The sequence below is a fragment of the Pseudomonas sp. ICMP 561 genome (assembly GCF_002699985.1).
In the GTDB taxonomy this organism is placed as follows: Bacteria; Pseudomonadota; Gammaproteobacteria; order Pseudomonadales; family Pseudomonadaceae; genus Aquipseudomonas; species Aquipseudomonas quasicaspiana.
In genome coordinates, this window is record NZ_LKBT01000032.1 from 1 (window position 1) to 14348 (window position 14348).

At 57.5% G+C, this 14348-nt stretch carries 13 protein-coding genes and 1 pseudogene; 6 read left to right on the top strand and 8 right to left on the bottom strand.

What is annotated here, in order from left to right; genetic code table 11:
• Positions 1–66: 66 nt before the first annotated feature.
• Positions 67–164, top strand: a pseudogene (locus AO242_RS19770) (glycine hydroxymethyltransferase); the annotation flags it as partial.
• Between the two features lie 214 nt (positions 165–378).
• Here the strand turns inward: AO242_RS19770 and yjiA are convergent.
• The 3 genes from yjiA to AO242_RS19785 form a co-directional block, all read right to left on the bottom strand.
• A complete protein-coding gene (gene yjiA, locus AO242_RS19775; protein WP_099270060.1) occupies positions 379–1356 on the bottom strand; it encodes a GTPase in 978 nt (325 codons plus the stop codon).
• A gap of 221 nt (positions 1357–1577) precedes the next feature.
• Complete coding sequence (locus AO242_RS19780; RefSeq protein WP_027902281.1) at positions 1578–1775, bottom strand: YbdD/YjiX family protein; 198 nt, start codon at positions 1773–1775, stop codon at positions 1578–1580.
• A gap of 19 nt (positions 1776–1794) precedes the next feature.
• Positions 1795–3870 carry a carbon starvation CstA family protein gene (locus AO242_RS19785; RefSeq protein ID WP_099270061.1) on the bottom strand — a complete coding sequence of 692 codons (2076 nt, stop codon included), beginning with the start codon at positions 3868–3870 and terminating at the stop codon, positions 1795–1797.
• Positions 3871–4152: 282 nt separating this feature from the next.
• On the opposite strand from AO242_RS19785, the gene AO242_RS19790 reads away from it, so the two are divergent.
• Positions 4153–4521 (top strand): PilZ domain-containing protein, encoded by a 369-nt coding sequence (locus AO242_RS19790; RefSeq protein ID WP_027902283.1) that lies wholly within the window; start codon positions 4153–4155, stop codon positions 4519–4521.
• 295 nt (positions 4522–4816) lie between these two features.
• On the opposite strand, the gene radA is transcribed toward AO242_RS19790, so the two are convergent.
• Positions 4817–6184 (bottom strand): DNA repair protein RadA, encoded by a 1368-nt coding sequence (gene radA, locus AO242_RS19795; RefSeq protein ID WP_087272641.1) that lies wholly within the window; start codon positions 6182–6184, stop codon positions 4817–4819.
• Positions 6185–6379: 195 nt separating this feature from the next.
• Here radA and mscL point away from each other — a divergent pair, with 195 nt between their 5' ends.
• Positions 6380–6826: a large-conductance mechanosensitive channel protein MscL gene (gene mscL / locus AO242_RS19800; protein ID WP_027902285.1), complete on the top strand. Its 447-nt coding sequence runs from the start codon at positions 6380–6382 to the stop codon at positions 6824–6826.
• A gap of 162 nt (positions 6827–6988) precedes the next feature.
• Here the strand turns inward: mscL and AO242_RS19805 are convergent, their stop codons facing one another.
• The gene (locus tag AO242_RS19805) at positions 6989–7765 is read right to left on the bottom strand and encodes a ferredoxin--NADP reductase (protein ID WP_099270062.1); all 777 of its coding nucleotides are present in this window, start codon (positions 7763–7765) and stop codon (positions 6989–6991) included.
• Between the two features lie 378 nt (positions 7766–8143).
• Between AO242_RS19805 and AO242_RS19810 the strand changes: the two genes are divergently transcribed.
• Positions 8144–8377, top strand: coding sequence for a LuxR C-terminal-related transcriptional regulator (locus AO242_RS19810; RefSeq protein ID WP_099270066.1), 234 nt, complete (start codon positions 8144–8146; stop codon positions 8375–8377).
• 118 nt (positions 8378–8495) lie between these two features.
• Positions 8496–9620 (top strand): methyltransferase, encoded by a 1125-nt coding sequence (locus AO242_RS19815; RefSeq protein WP_099270063.1) that lies wholly within the window; start codon positions 8496–8498, stop codon positions 9618–9620.
• 306 nt (positions 9621–9926) lie between these two features.
• Here the strand turns inward: AO242_RS19815 and AO242_RS19820 are convergent, their stop codons facing one another.
• From AO242_RS19820 to AO242_RS19830, 3 genes are read right to left on the bottom strand one after another with little or no spacing between them, the layout of a single operon-like run.
• Positions 9927–10097 (bottom strand): DUF2474 domain-containing protein, encoded by a 171-nt coding sequence (locus tag AO242_RS19820; RefSeq protein ID WP_099270064.1) that lies wholly within the window; start codon positions 10095–10097, stop codon positions 9927–9929.
• A gap of 55 nt (positions 10098–10152) precedes the next feature.
• On the bottom strand, positions 10153–11160 hold the full coding sequence (gene cydB / locus AO242_RS19825; protein ID WP_027902290.1) for a cytochrome d ubiquinol oxidase subunit II: 1008 nt from the start codon (positions 11158–11160) through the stop codon (positions 10153–10155).
• A 3-nt stretch (positions 11161–11163) separates the two neighbouring features.
• Positions 11164–12603, bottom strand: coding sequence for a cytochrome ubiquinol oxidase subunit I (locus AO242_RS19830; RefSeq protein WP_027902291.1), 1440 nt, complete (start codon positions 12601–12603; stop codon positions 11164–11166).
• Between the two features lie 449 nt (positions 12604–13052).
• On the opposite strand from AO242_RS19830, the gene AO242_RS19835 reads away from it, so the two are divergent.
• Entirely contained in the window at positions 13053–14300 is a 1248-nt protein-coding gene (locus AO242_RS19835) for an MFS transporter (protein WP_099270065.1), read from the top strand.
• Positions 14301–14348: the final 48 nt, after the last annotated feature.

The window sequence follows — 14348 nt, forward strand, 5'->3', positions numbered from 1 at the left end:
TTATCGAACGAAGCGCGACCTGGCCTTGAAGCTGATGTGGCTTACAAGGATTAGGCAATTTGAACCTGCGACATCCTGGCTGACTGAACAACGAAGCCGTGATCGACACAGTACGTGAAAAAGTAAAAGCCATCTGCGCCAGACTGCCGGTATACGGCGCTTAATCAGCCCCGTTTGCAGCAGTCACAAAAAGCCCCGGTTCGTCAGAGCCGGGGCTTTTTTGTGGGTTCAGGAAATATGGGCAAAGATCGGACCTGTAGGAGCTGCCGAAGGCTGCGATGGCGGCGTGTCAGGATTATTGCTTTCGCAGCCTCCGGCAGCTCCTACAGAAAATGCATTTCAATTCAATGGATCGTGTTTTGTTCGATAGAAGGCCGTTCAGCCTGCGACTTTGGCAAACCCCGCACGGATCTTCTCTTCTGGCAGTTCATCAGCGATAAAAACGATCACGCTTTCGCGCTTTTCGCCCTCCTCCCATTCGGTATCCCAGTCGAAGCCATAGAGCTTCAGCACGCCCTGAAACACCATACGTCTGGGCTCGCCCGCTATGTTCAGCACGCCTTTGTAGCGCAACAACTGCGAGCCGTGCTCTTCGAGCAATTCGTTCATGAATTCGCTGAGCTTGTCGATATCCAGCGGCTCGTCGGTGCGCAGGACAATGCTCGAAATGCGATCAATGGAGCTGCCCGCCGGAGCCAGCGGACGCAAGGTCATGCCGCCGCCCAGATCCGCATTCAGGTTGAACCCCCGCACGTCCAGCAGCTCGGCCAGATCGATCTTTCCGTGCTCCACCACACGGATCGGCGCGCGGCGGTTGATGCGGGTCAGTCGAGCGCTGAGGGCTTCGAAAGCAGCGTCGTCGACCAGATCACGTTTGCTCACCAGCAGACGGTCGGCGAAACCAATCTGTGCCTGAGCGATGGTCTGCGCCAGATGAGTCTCGGCGTTGGCCGCGTCCACCAGCGTGATAATGCCATCGAGGATGTAGCGCTCGCGCAGCTCTTCGTCGATGAAGAAGGTCTGTGCGACAGGCGCAGGATCAGCCAGGCCGGTGCATTCGATCACCAGACGGTCGAAGGCGATTTCACCGCTGTCCAGACGCTCCAGCAGCAGGAACAGGGCCTTGGTAAGATCGGTGTGAATGGTGCAGCAGACGCAACCATTGGACAGGGTCATGACTTGCACGGGCTCGGCGCCCAGCAATTGGGTGTCGATCCCGGCATCACTGAATTCGTTTTCGATCACAGCGATTTTCAGGCCGTGCTCGGTTTTGAGCAGATGACGCAGCAACGTCGTCTTGCCCGCGCCAAGAAAGCCGCTGAGGACAGTGACGGGAATGGGTTGCGGGGTGGTCATGGGTGCTCCTGTTTCTATTAACAACACAAAAAATTGGAGTGAAACATATCCCCGTAGGACCGGCTTCAGCCGGGAGGGCATCAGTACATCCGATAAATGTGCTCACCAGTACCGACGCTCTCCTGGCTAAAGCCGGTCCTACGGGTCTGTGTCTACCACAAACAAAAACGCACCACGACAAGCGTGGCGCGTTTCAGATTAACCAGCCATTGATCAACCAATCAACAGCACTTCGGCCCACCCTTGCCGCCGTAACGGGCTTCCTGGCGTTCCCGGAAGAACGTTTCGTAATCCATCATCGGCTTGTCAGGGTGTTTGACCTGCATATGCGCGACGTAATTGTCATAGTCAGGCATGCCCACCATCAGGCGCGCTGCCTGACCGAGGTATTTCCCGAGGCGACTCAGGTCGTTGAACATGGGCAGATCCTCTCGTCTTTCAAACGTTGGTCGGAGTCGTCAACGCCTGGAAAGGCGCTTCCTTGTCCGTACGCTCTTTGTTGCCCCATGCCGCGACGCCGACTTTCAGCGCATAGAACAGGATGCTGAACACCACGAACAGGAACAGAATCGTCAGTGTCGCGTTGGTGTAAGCGTTGAAGATCACGTGCTGCATCTGATCCATGGTCTTGGCTGGAGCCAGAATCTGACCCGCATCAGCCGCAGTGCTGTATTTCTTGGCCAGAGCCAGGAAACCCACGGCAGGGTTGCTATCGAACAGCTTGATGAAGCCAGCCGTTACGGTGCAGATCAGCAGCCAGGTGGCTGGCAGCATGGTGACCCAGATGTAACGTTGGCGCTTCATTTTGATCAGGACAACGGTTGCCAACATCAGCGCGATACCTGCCAGCATCTGGTTAGAGATACCGAACAGAGGCCACAAGGTGTTGATGCCGCCCAGTGGATCGATCACGCCTTGGTACAGCAGGTAACCCCACAACGCCACGCAACCACCGGTGCCGATGGCGTTGGCCGTCCAGGACTCGGTGCGTTTCAGGGCTGGAACGAAGCTGCCCAACAGGTCTTGCAGCATGAAGCGACCGGCACGTGTACCAGCGTCAACCGCCGTCAGAATGAACAGGGCTTCGAACAGAATTGCAAAGTGGTACCAGAACGCCATGGTGCTGGCACCCGGCAAGGCCTGGTGCAGGATCTGCGCAATGCCCACCGCGAGGGTCGGTGCACCACCGGCTCTGGCCAGTACTGTGTTCTCGCCAATGTCCTTCGCCACTGCTGTCAGCTGTTCAGGCGTGATCGCAAAGCCCCAACTGCTGACAGTCTGGGCCACAGTCACCACATCACCGCCCACAATTGCCGCCGGGCTGTTCATGGCGAAGTAGATGCCAGGCTCGATCACCGAAGCCGCAACCATCGCCATGATCGCCACGAAGGACTCCATGAGCATGCCGCCGTAACCGATGTAACGAGCGTTGGTTTCGTTATCCAGCAGCTTCGGCGTAGTGCCGGAAGAGATCAGCGCGTGGAAGCCCGATACCGCGCCGCACGCAATGGTGATGAACAGGAACGGGAACAGCGTACCTTTCCAGACAGGACCGGTGCCATCGGTGAACTGGGTCAGCGCAGGCATTTTCAGCTCAGGCGCCAGAATCAGGATGCCAATGGCCAAGGCGACGATGGTGCCGATTTTCAGGAAGGTCGACAGGTAGTCACGCGGTGCTAGTAGCAGCCAGACTGGCAGCATCGCCGCGACAAAACCGTAGCCCACCAGCATCCAGGTAATCTGCACACCGGTGAAGGTGAACATCGGTGCCCATTCAGGACTGGCAGCAACCATGCCGCCGACCCAGATCGAAAGCAGCAACAGCACCACACCGATCACCGAGATCTCGCCGATGCGGCCCGGGCGGATGTAGCGCATGTAAATGCCCATGAACATCGCTGTCGGGATTGTCGCCAGCACGGTGAACATGCCCCATGGGCTTTCAGCCAGGGCCTTGACCACAATGAGCGCCAGCACCGCGAGGATGATGATCATGATCAGGAAGCAGCCGAACAGCGCGATAGTGCCGGGGATGCGACCCATTTCTTCACGCACCATGTCGCCCAGCGAGCGACCGTTACGGCGTGTGGACAGGAACAGGATCATGAAATCCTGCACCGCACCGGCCAGCACTACACCGGCGATCAGCCAGAGCGTGCCGGGCAGATAGCCCATTTGTGCGGCCAATACCGGCCCGACCAGAGGTCCGGCGCCAGCAATCGCAGCGAAGTGGTGACCGAAAAGAATGTGTTTGTTGGTTGGCACATAGTCCAGACCATCATTGTTGACCACGGCTGGAGTTGCCCGCAGCGGGTCGAGTTGCATTACATGCCGGGCAATGAACAGACTGTAATAACGATAGGCAACCAGGTAGATGGCGACCGCAGCGACCACGATCCACAAGGCGTTTATTGCTTCCCCGCGGCGCAAGGCCACGACCCCCAGAGCACATGCTCCGACAATTGCAACGATTAGCCAGGGCACATGGCGCATGAGGCTATTATTATTTTTCATTTTTTATATTCCAGCAGATGACTGAAAGACCAGCTACGCGAGTTTAGCTGCGCCGCCGCGAAAGGCCACCCCAACCAAGGTCTAGAGCGTAAAAGAAACGATTCACTTAAAAACGGCCATTGAACCTGATCACAAGACGCGGCTCGAAAGGCGGACGAAGTGTAAATCCGGGCGTGAAAGCTATCGGGAAAGCAGGATCAGGACTATCGTCGTTACAGTCGACGCCTCGACAGGCGTTTAACCGCTGACAGCACGTCACACGATTCCAAGAGAAGTGATTCGATGACCGACTCCAACGATGACCGCCGACGCTTTAAACGCATCGCCTTCGATGCGAAAACCCAACTGAGCCAGGGTGACCGGAACTGGCAGGTTCAACTGGTAGACCTCTCCCTCAAAGGCATGCTCATAGAGCGTCCCGAACCCTGGCACGCCGATACCGAACAGGCATTCAACGCCGATATCAAATTGAGCAATGAAGTGCATGTGCAAATGGACGTGAGACTGGCCCACGATGAAAACGGGCAGCTGGGGTTTGTCTGTGAGCACATTACGCTCGACTCAATCAGCCACCTGCGACGACTGATCGAACTGAACCTGGCTGATCATGATGAGCTGGAGCGTGAGTTGGCGGCGCTGATTGAGGTGTAAGTATCTGCATGGTTTTTTAGCTGTAGGAGATCGCCCGCTGTCCCTGACACCGCGCTGTCTCGCGGCAAACATAGGACCTGTAGGAGCTTGCCGAAGGCTGCGATAGCGGTGTATCAGGAGAAATGCTTCGCAGCCTTCGGCAGCTCCTACAGAAAATGCATTTCAATCCAGTAGATTGCATGTTGCTTGATGAGCGCGCGCTTGCCCGCGATTAGGCCAGTGCATCAGATACACCCCCCTGCGTCTGAAATACCGTCATCGCGGGCAAGCGCGCTCCTACAAGGCCTTGCATTGCTCACTCAAACAACGCATCCAGCGCCTGTTCCAAGCGGGTCACCGCAATGATCTGCAATCCCGGCGGGGCTTCTTTTGGCGCGTTGCCTTTCGGTACGATCGCCCGCTTGAAGCCGTGCTTGGCGGCTTCCTTGAGACGCTCCTGACCACTCGGCACCGGGCGTACTTCGCCGGACAGCCCTACTTCACCAAATACCAGCAGATCATGAGGCAATGGACGGTTACGCAGACTGGACATCACCGCCGCCATTAGCGCCAGGTCCGATGCCGTTTCCAGAACTTTGACGCCGCCCACTACGTTGAGGAAAACATCCTGATCGTGAGTAGGAATGCCGCCATGCCGGTGCAAGACCGCCAGTAGCATCGCCAGACGATTCTGGTCCAGGCCCAATGTCACGCGACGGGGATTGGACATATGGCTGTCATCCACCAGCGCCTGAACCTCCACCAGCATCGGACGCGTCCCTTCCCAGGTCGCCATCACCACACTGCCCGGCACTTCTTCCTGAGCCCGGGTCAGAAAAATCGCCGACGGGTTCGAGACTTCTTTCAGCCCCTTGTCCGTCATACCGAATACGCCCAGCTCGTTGACCGCACCGAAGCGGTTCTTCACCGCACGCAGCAAGCGCAAACGGCCATCGGATTCGCCTTCGAAATACAGAACCGTGTCCACCATATGCTCAAGCACTCGCGGTCCCGCCAATGCGCCCTCTTTGGTGACATGGCCTACCAGGAAGATCGCCGTGCCGCTCTGTTTGGCATAACGCACCAACAAGGCCGCACTCTCACGCACTTGCGAGACGCCACCCGGAGCAGATTGCAGTTGCTCGGTGAAAATCGTCTGGATCGAGTCGATCACCATGACCTTGGGCTTTTCGACCTTGGCGGTGGCAATGATGTTTTCGATGCAGGTTTCGGTCATGACCTGCAGCTTGTCCTGCGGCAGTCCGAGTCGACGGGCGCGCATCGCGACCTGCTGCTGGGATTCCTCACCCGTCACATACAGCGCTGGCATACGTTCGGCAATGTTGCACAGGGTTTGCAGCAGGATCGTGGATTTGCCGATTCCGGGATCACCGCCGATCAGCACCACGGAGCCATCAACCAGACCGCCACCCAATACCCGGTCCAGTTCGGCCGAATTGGTGGAGAACCTCGGGATCTCCTCGACACTGACCTCGGCCAGCGTACGGATCTGGGTCTGCTGACCGGTCCAGCCGGAACGCCCGCTCGGAGGCGCAGCGCTGCCGCTTTCCAGTACGGTTTCCACCAGTGTGTTCCAGGCGCCGCATTCGCTGCACTGCCCGGCCCACTTGGGAAAAGTCGCGCCACACTCAGTGCAGCCATACAAGCGTTTGGCCTTGGCCATGACAACCCCATCGGTAAAAGTTGGCAATCATAACGCAGCTGTCGCCAGGGCGTCGGTAAGCCTGCGGCACTCCCTTTCTGAGAAACTTCATAAAACTTCGTCAGAAAAGCCCGGTCGATTGCAGGGTGCCCAGCGCAACCCGTGCAGCTGACTTACACTGCACTGGACAATCTCATCAGTTACAAGGAATGACCCATGAGCGTACTAAGCGAGTTCAAAGCCTTTGCCGTCAAAGGTAACGTGGTCGATATGGCCGTCGGTATCATCATTGGTGCGGCATTCGGCAAGATCGTTTCGTCGTTCGTCGGCGATGTCATCATGCCGCCTCTCGGGCTGCTGATCGGCGGTGTGGACTTCAGTGACCTCGCCGTTATCCTCAGACCTGCAGAAGGCGCGGCCCCTGCGGTAGTGCTGGCTTACGGCAAGTTCATCCAGACGATTATCGACTTCATCATTGTCGCCTTCGCCATTTTCATGGGCGTGAAAGCGATCAATCGCCTGAAGCGCGAAGAAGCCAAGGCGCCAACCCTGCCACCGACTCCAACCAAGCAGGAACTGCTGCTGGGTGAAATCCGTGACCTGTTGAAGGAACAGCATCAGCCGTCGGCGCCGATCACCGTGGATCCGAAGCATCCAGTTTGATTTTTTGACATTCGCGGGACCAGCTTCGGCCGGGAGGGCTCGATTATTCCGTAGAACTGGCTTTAGCCGGGAGGGCTTTATCTCTGACGATAGAGACTCGGTAAATTTACCGGCCTCCTCCCGGCTAAAGCCGGTCCTACAATTGCATCCCGCGGGGAATTCTTACCAATAATTCTCGACAACCACCTGCCCCGGCCGACGCGTCAGGTTCAGGTTCATGTCGCGCGCTTTGAGCAACGCCCGGGTGTCTTCGATCATCTGTGGGTTGCCGCAGATCATGACCCGCGAGTGCTCGGGGGTTAACGGCAAACCTGCCGCGGCTTCCAGCTCACCACTTTCAATCAACTGTGTAATCCGACCATTCAACGCACCGGGGACCTGTTCGCGGGTCACTACCGGGACATAGACAAACTTGTCGGCGTACTCAGCCAGGTAGTCACGCTCGGTCAGCCCGGCAATCAGCGGCTGATACGCCAATTCCTTCTCCTCACGGGCGCTGTACACCAGAACGATACGTTCGAATTTTTCCCACACCTCGAAGTCCTGAAGAATCGACAGGAACGGCGCAACGCCTGTGCCTGTGGATAACAGCCAGAGGTCACGACCGTCAGTAAATCGGTCCACCGTCAGATACCCCGTCGCCAGCTTTTCGATAAGCAGTGTGTCGCCTTCACGCAATCGGCTCAACTCGCTGGTGAACTCGCCCCCGGGCACGACAATGGAGAAGAACTCCAGAAATTCATCATGTGGCGAGGACGCCATTGAGTACGCACGCCAGACAATACTGCCATCAGCCTTGGTGACCCCCAGACGGGCGAATTGCCCCGCCGTAAAGCGAAAGCCTTGATCGCGAGTAGTACGCAATGTGAACAGGCTCGGGGTCAATGGCGTCACGTCGAGCAGCGTCTGGCGGGTGTATTTTTCTTCACTGGCGGTCATGGTCGATCCTGACTCCTGCACGTAAACGGAGGTGCTCAGTGTCCCGCAAAGTGCAGCGGATAAACACCGCTGGTTTGTAGTGACATCCGCATCCTGAAAAATGTAAAGGCTCGCAAGCAATGCGAAGCAGCCCGGTTCAAGCAGGCCTGTTTAGATCATTTGTCTCTTGAACGTATAGCTACATGGGCGAGTGAAATGACACAGACCCTTCTGCGTCCGGCCCTGCAACCCATCAGTCATTCTTTAACTTGACCCTGGGATAAAACGCCAGCATTCCACCGGTCTGCGTCGTCGCTGCGGAGGGTTTAAGCGCGGCGATTTTTCCTACACTTAGGAACATGAGCAACGGACATGAGTTGGATCGACAGGGAGGCAAAAATGGGGACCCGATCGTTAGAAACGCTGCACACTTACGGCGTGAAACAACTGACGGCCAGAGAAGTCGAGATACTGAAATGGACGGCTGAAGGAAAAACTGCGGGGGACATCGCAATTATTCTGAGCATGAAAGAACGCACTGTTCACTTTCACGTCGCGAACGCGGTGCAAAAGATGGGCGTTTGCAACAAGACAGCAGCAGTGGTCCAGGCGGCACTCAGCGGAATATTCTAACTAATGACGCAAGGACAGGTACCCCGTGACAAAAAGCACGTAAAATCACCTGCCTTGACCAGCCCACCGCTTCACGGGCCTCGGTGACCAATCGTCGATTGTCAGAGTTTTCCCGCCCATGCCGTTGCTTGATACCCCGCTCGCCCAGCTTGACCTCATCCGCCAACCGGAACAGCAAGACGAACCACTGCAGGCGTTCGACGCTGCCGATGAATACCTGCTCAACTATGTAGCGGAGCATGGGCTGACGCTGCAAAGCAAAGTGCTGGTGCTCAACGACAGCTTCGGCGCGCTGGCAGCCAGCCTTGCCCAGCATGCGGCCGTCACCAGCAGCACCGACTCCTGGCTCGCGGCCCACGGCCTGCAGAAAAACCTTGTACGCAACGGCATGGCCTATGACGCGGTTACTTTGGTGCCCGCGAGTGAAGCAGTAGTCGGCCCGTTCGACTGGGTGTTGATTCGCGTGCCGAAAACCCTCGCGCTGCTTGAAGAACAATTGATTCGCCTGCAAGGCCAATTGGCTCCCGGCGCTCGTGTCGTCGCTGCTGCGATGATCAAGCACCTGCCTCGCTCAGCTGGCGAGTTGCTGGAAGAATACGTCGGTCCGGTCAGCGCTTCTCTCGGAGTGAAAAAAGCCAGGCTGCTGTTTGCGACGCCGCAACCCAAAAAGAACGCTCCGTCGCCCTACCCGACCCGCTACAAACTGGACGAACCGGCTATTGAACTGTTGAATCACGCCAATGTGTTCTGCCGTGAGGGTCTGGATATCGGCACTCGCGCGTTCCTGCCCCATCTGCCAAAGAATCTGGGCAGCGCAAGGGTTGCGGACCTCGGCTGTGGCAACGGAGTCTTGGCGATTGCCAGTGCCCTGGAGAACCCTCAAGCGCACTACACGCTGGTGGATGAGTCGTACATGGCGGTGCAGTCAGCGGAGCAGAACTGGCGTTCGGCATTGGGCGAGCGTGAAGTGGTCTTGCGTGCGGATGACGGCCTGGCAGGGCAAGAGCCAGACTCCCTCGATGTGGTGTTGTGCAATCCGCCGTTTCACCAACAACAAGTCGTCGGTGACTTCCTGGCCTGGCGCATGTTCCAGCAAGCCCGCGCCGCCTTGGTACCGGGCGGAGCGTTGTACGTGGTCGGCAATCGTCACCTGGGTTATCACACCAAACTGGCGCGCCTGTTTCGCGGGGTTGAGCAAGTGGCGGCTACACCGAAGTTTGTGATTCTCAAGGCGCGTAAGTAAGTCTGCGGTCTAACTGAATGGCAGAACCTGTGGGATGGCCTGCAAGCTTGATCTTGATCTTGTAGGACCGGCTTCAGCCGGGAGGGCGGTATTCCTGCCGAAGAATATCTAGCGAATGTCCCGAAGCCCTCCCGGCTAAAGCCGGTCCTACAGGGTTGCGATCAATCTTCGGGCTGGTGAGGAACATAGAATCTCCCACATGGAACTGCATTCCAAATCAGAATCAGACTTTGAAAAAGACCAAAAAAAACCCTCCAGCGGAGGGTTATAAAACCGCGTCGATGGGACGCAGGATGGGATTTTGAATCAGTGGGTCGTCAGACCGGCAGCGTTCATGAACAGTCGCAATATGCTTGCGACGATGAACAGCGCAAATACGCTCGCAGCCCAGATACCGACCAGCCACGCCAGACGTTGCCACAGCGGCTTCTTCAGCGCCGGATCTTGCTCTTCATGAAAAGATTCTTTGCCAGACATCGCCAGTCTCTCCTCTATCGATAGCCCCAACGCCGAGCGTTGGGGCGGTCATCTGCTAGTGGTAACCGTCTTCGTGGGTCACCTTGCCGCGGAACACGTAGTAGCTCCAGAAGGTGTAAACCAGAATCAACGGGATGATGAACAGCGTACCCACCAGCATGAAGCCCTGGCTTTGCGGTGGCGATGATGCATCCCAGATCGAAACCGACGGCGGGATAATATTCGGCCACAGGCTGATACCCAGACCGCTGTAGCCGAGGAAAATCAGCAACAGGGTCAGCAGGAATGGCGTGTAGTTAGCGTTGCGCGCCACAGCCTTGAACAGGCCATACATGGTGACCAGCACCAGAACCGGGACAGGCAGGAACCAGAACAGATTCGGCAGTGTGAACCAGCGGTTGGCAATGTCAGGATGCGCCAGCGGTGTCCAGATACTCACCACACCAATCACCACCAATAAGGCGGTGGCCAAGGGACGCGCCAGGTTGTGCATGGCTTTCTGCAAGGCGCCTTCGGTCTTCATGATCAGCCAGGTACACCCCAGCAGCGCATAAGCAACGATTAGCGCCAGACCGCAGAACACGGTGAACGGCGAGAACCAGTCCAGATCACCGCCCGCGAACTGACGATTGACCACCGGAATACCGTCGATGAACGCACCCAGTGCCACGCCCTGAAAGAACGTCGCCGTCAGAGAACCGCCGATGAAGGCTTTGTCCCACAGGTGACGTTTTTCATCGGTTGCCTTGAAGCGAAACTCGAAAGCGACCCCGCGGAAAATAAGGCCGATGAGCATAAGGATCAGCGGCAGGTATAGCGCCGACAACACCACCGAATAAGCCAGCGGGAATGCACCAAACAACCCGGCGCCCCCCAATACCAGCCAGGTTTCGTTGCCGTCCCAGACGGGAGCAACAGTGTTCATCATGACGTCCCGGTCGGTCTTGTCCTTCATGAACGGGAAGAGAATCCCGATGCCGAGGTCGAAGCCGTCCATCACTACATACATCATCACGCCGAAGATGATGATGATTGCCCAGATGAGTGGAAGATCAATACCCATGACTCAGTTCCCCTTGCCCAGACTGTCGAGATTGTCGCCATCTTCCGCGCCTTCAACAGCTGCGGAGAGTGGACGGGCGGGTGTACGGTTCTGACCTGGGCCACCTTCAGGGACATGCTCGACGTAGGCTTTAGGACCTTTGCGCACCAGACGCATCATGTAGCCAAGACCCGCACCGAACAGCACGAAGTAAACCACTACGAACATCACCAGCGTGATGCTCATCTGCATGACACTGTGCCCGGACGACGCGTCGGAAGTACGCATCAGGCCGTAGACGACCCAAGGCTGACGGCCGATTTCAGTGGTGAACCAGCCTGCCAGGATCGCGATCAGGCCGGACGGCCCCATCCACAAAGCCAGATACAGGAACGCTCGGGAGTTATAAAGCGTGCCGCGCTTGCGCAGCCAGAGGCTCCACAAACCGGTGAAGATCATCAGGAAGCCGAGACCGACCATGACCCGGAACGACCAGAAAACGATGGTCGAATTAGGACGGTCTTCCGGTTTGAATTCCTTGAGGGCCGGTACTTGTTTGTCCAGGCTGTGAGTCAGGATCAGGCTGCCCAGGTACGGAATTTCAACGGCGTACTTGGTGCGTTCTTCCTTCATATCGGGCAAGCCGAACAGGATCAGCGGCGTCGGCTCGTCACCGACGTTTTCCCAGTGACCTTCAATCGCGGCGATTTTCGCCGGTTGATGCTCAAGGGTGTTCAAGCCGTGGAAGTCGCCAACCACCGCCTGTACAGGAGCAACGATCAAGGCCATCCACATTGCCATGGAGAGCATTTTGCGGATTTGTGGGGTATCCCGGCCGCGCAACAGATGCCATGCAGCAGACGAGCCGACGAAGAATGCCGTCGCTACGAATGCCGCAATGGACATGTGCAGCAGGCGATACGGGAAGGACGGGTTGAACACCACTGCGAACCAGTCAGTCGGGATCACCCGGCCGTCGATGATTTCGTAACCTTGCGGGGTCTGCATCCAGCTATTGGAGGACAGAATCCAGAACGTCGAGATCAGGGTGCCGATGGCGACCATGACCGTAGAGAAGAAGTGCAGGTTGCGCCCAACGCGGTTCCAGCCGAACAGCATCACGCCCAGAAAGCCGGCTTCGAGGAAGAAGGCTGTGAGCACTTCGTACGTCAGCAGCGGCCCGGTGACGGCCCCGGCAAAGTCGGAGAAGCGGCTCCAGTTGGTACCAAACTGATACGCCATGACCAGACCGGACACCACGCCCATGCCGAAGTTGACGGCAAAGATCTTCGACCAGAAATGGTAAAGGTCTCGGTAGACGTTGTTGTGGGTCTTGAGCCACAGGCCTTCCAGCACCGCCAGGTAACTTGCCAGACCGATGGTAATGGCAGGGAACAGGATGTGGAACGAGATGGTAAACGCGAACTGAATTCGGGCGAGCTCAATTGCATCCAAACCGAACATTGGGTTTTCCTCTATCAGGTGATACGGCTGGTGACTCGAGGTCAGCAGCCACTGCCCCCCACTGGTAAGGAGCGCGGCAGGTTGAAAACGTTCTGGGTGGTGGAAGAAAAAAGGCTCAGCCCTTTCCATCGGCCCATGGCGCAACCTTGAAGTCCGTCAAGCCGCCTGCCGTTTCTTTTGCCTTGTGGGCATTGACGCAGATCAACTGACTGTCAAAGAGTAGTCCCATTTCAACCTCTCGGACGTGTGGTCTTTTGCCGCGTGGCGAGTTGTCTCACCGCTCTACAGCCCTGTTTTGCAGGCACATGAGAAGAATTTTCATTGCGACGGGCTGTGACTGCGATGCGAAAAAACCTTCAGATCTGGATCCAATCTGACCGGCTTTTCATGCAACTAACTGTTACAAACTGATAATCTGGCCACTCTCTCCTGCCTGGCTGTTGTTGCTCATGTCGACTCAAGCCCCAGTGTTATTGCGCCACCATCGTCCGTTCGTCGCTTTCTGGTTTGCCCGCATTTTTACGGCCAGCGGTTTTCAGATGCTGACGGTGGCCATTGGCTGGAATCTCTACCAGTTGACCGGCAACGTGCTGGACCTCGGGCTCGTCGGTCTGGTGGAGTTCGCGCCTCGTGTGCTGTTCATGCTGCACACCGGGCATGTAGCGGATCGCTACGACCGCCGCAAAGTGGCCGCCATTTGCCAAACCGCGCAGGCGTGCATCGCACTGGCGCTGTTCATCGGCAGCAGCACCGACAGTGTCACGCGGGAAATGATCTTTATCCTGGCCTTTGCGCTAGGCGCGTCCCGCTCATTCGAAATGCCCACCACTCAGGCTTTGCTGCCAAGCATCGTGCCCCCTGCCCTGTTCCCTCGGGCAGTGGCCGCAGCGCAATCGGCACAGCAATCGGCAACCATCGTCGCTCCTGCGCTGGGCGGTTTTCTTTACGCGTTCGGCAGTAGCTGGGTGTACGGCCCAACCGTATTGCTTTACGTCATCGCCTGCTCACTGATGCTCAGCCTGCCCGCTCGACAGACACCGCTGAACAAAAACAAGGCCACCATGGACTCGTTACTGGCCGGGATTCGCTTCATCCGCAGCCGTCCAGACGTACTCGGCGCGATTTCGCTGGACCTGTTTGCGGTGCTGCTCGGGGGCGCCACCGCGTTGTTGCCGGTGTTTGCCAAAGACATTCTGCTGACCGGTCCGTGGGGGCTGGGCATGCTGCGCTCGGCACCGGCAGTCGGGGCATTGGCGATGTCGCTGTGGCTCGCTCATTTCAATGTTGAGCGGCATGTAGGGCGGGTGATGTTTACCGCCGTAGGAGTGTTTGGCGTAGCAACCATCGCGTTCGGCCTGTCGACATCGTTCTGGTTTTCCATGGCGGTGCTGGTGGTGCTCGGCGCAGCGGACATGATCAGCATGGTGATCCGCGCATCCTTCGTGCAACTGGAAACCCCGGATGAAATGCGCGGCCGGGTCAGCGCGGTGAACGGGCTGTTCATTGGCGCTTCGAATCAGTTGGGTGAGTTTGAATCGGGCCTGACCGCGCACTGGTTCGGCGTGGTTCCGGCGGTGGTGATGGGGGGCGTCGGCACCCTGGCGGTGACGGGTATCTGGATCAAACTGTTCCCGACCCTCGCCAACCGCGACCGCATGCGGGATGTGGTCGCGGAGGCCGAGCCGCAGAAGGTGTAGGGTCGCACTCATCTCGTAATTGGATGGACTCGCCCAAGCCGAGGCGTC

Coding starts and splice junctions, on each gene's coding strand:
- yjiA (WP_099270060.1), bottom strand. CDS start 1,356: ATGACCACCCCGCAACCCATTCCCGTCACTGTCCTCAGCGGCTTTCTT.
- AO242_RS19780 (WP_027902281.1), bottom strand. CDS start 1,775: ATGTTCAACGACCTGAGTCGCCTCGGGAAATACCTCGGTCAGGCAGCG.
- AO242_RS19785 (WP_099270061.1), bottom strand. CDS start 3,870: ATGAAAAATAATAATAGCCTCATGCGCCATGTGCCCTGGCTAATCGTT.
- AO242_RS19790 (WP_027902283.1), top strand. CDS start 4,153: ATGACCGACTCCAACGATGACCGCCGACGCTTTAAACGCATCGCCTTC.
- radA (WP_087272641.1), bottom strand. CDS start 6,184: ATGGCCAAGGCCAAACGCTTGTATGGCTGCACTGAGTGTGGCGCGACT.
- mscL (WP_027902285.1), top strand. CDS start 6,380: ATGAGCGTACTAAGCGAGTTCAAAGCCTTTGCCGTCAAAGGTAACGTG.
- AO242_RS19805 (WP_099270062.1), bottom strand. CDS start 7,765: ATGACCGCCAGTGAAGAAAAATACACCCGCCAGACGCTGCTCGACGTG.
- AO242_RS19810 (WP_099270066.1), top strand. CDS start 8,144: ATGGGGACCCGATCGTTAGAAACGCTGCACACTTACGGCGTGAAACAA.
- AO242_RS19815 (WP_099270063.1), top strand. CDS start 8,496: ATGCCGTTGCTTGATACCCCGCTCGCCCAGCTTGACCTCATCCGCCAA.
- AO242_RS19820 (WP_099270064.1), bottom strand. CDS start 10,097: ATGTCTGGCAAAGAATCTTTTCATGAAGAGCAAGATCCGGCGCTGAAG.
- cydB (WP_027902290.1), bottom strand. CDS start 11,160: ATGGGTATTGATCTTCCACTCATCTGGGCAATCATCATCATCTTCGGC.
- AO242_RS19830 (WP_027902291.1), bottom strand. CDS start 12,603: ATGTTCGGTTTGGATGCAATTGAGCTCGCCCGAATTCAGTTCGCGTTT.
- AO242_RS19835 (WP_099270065.1), top strand. CDS start 13,053: ATGTCGACTCAAGCCCCAGTGTTATTGCGCCACCATCGTCCGTTCGTC.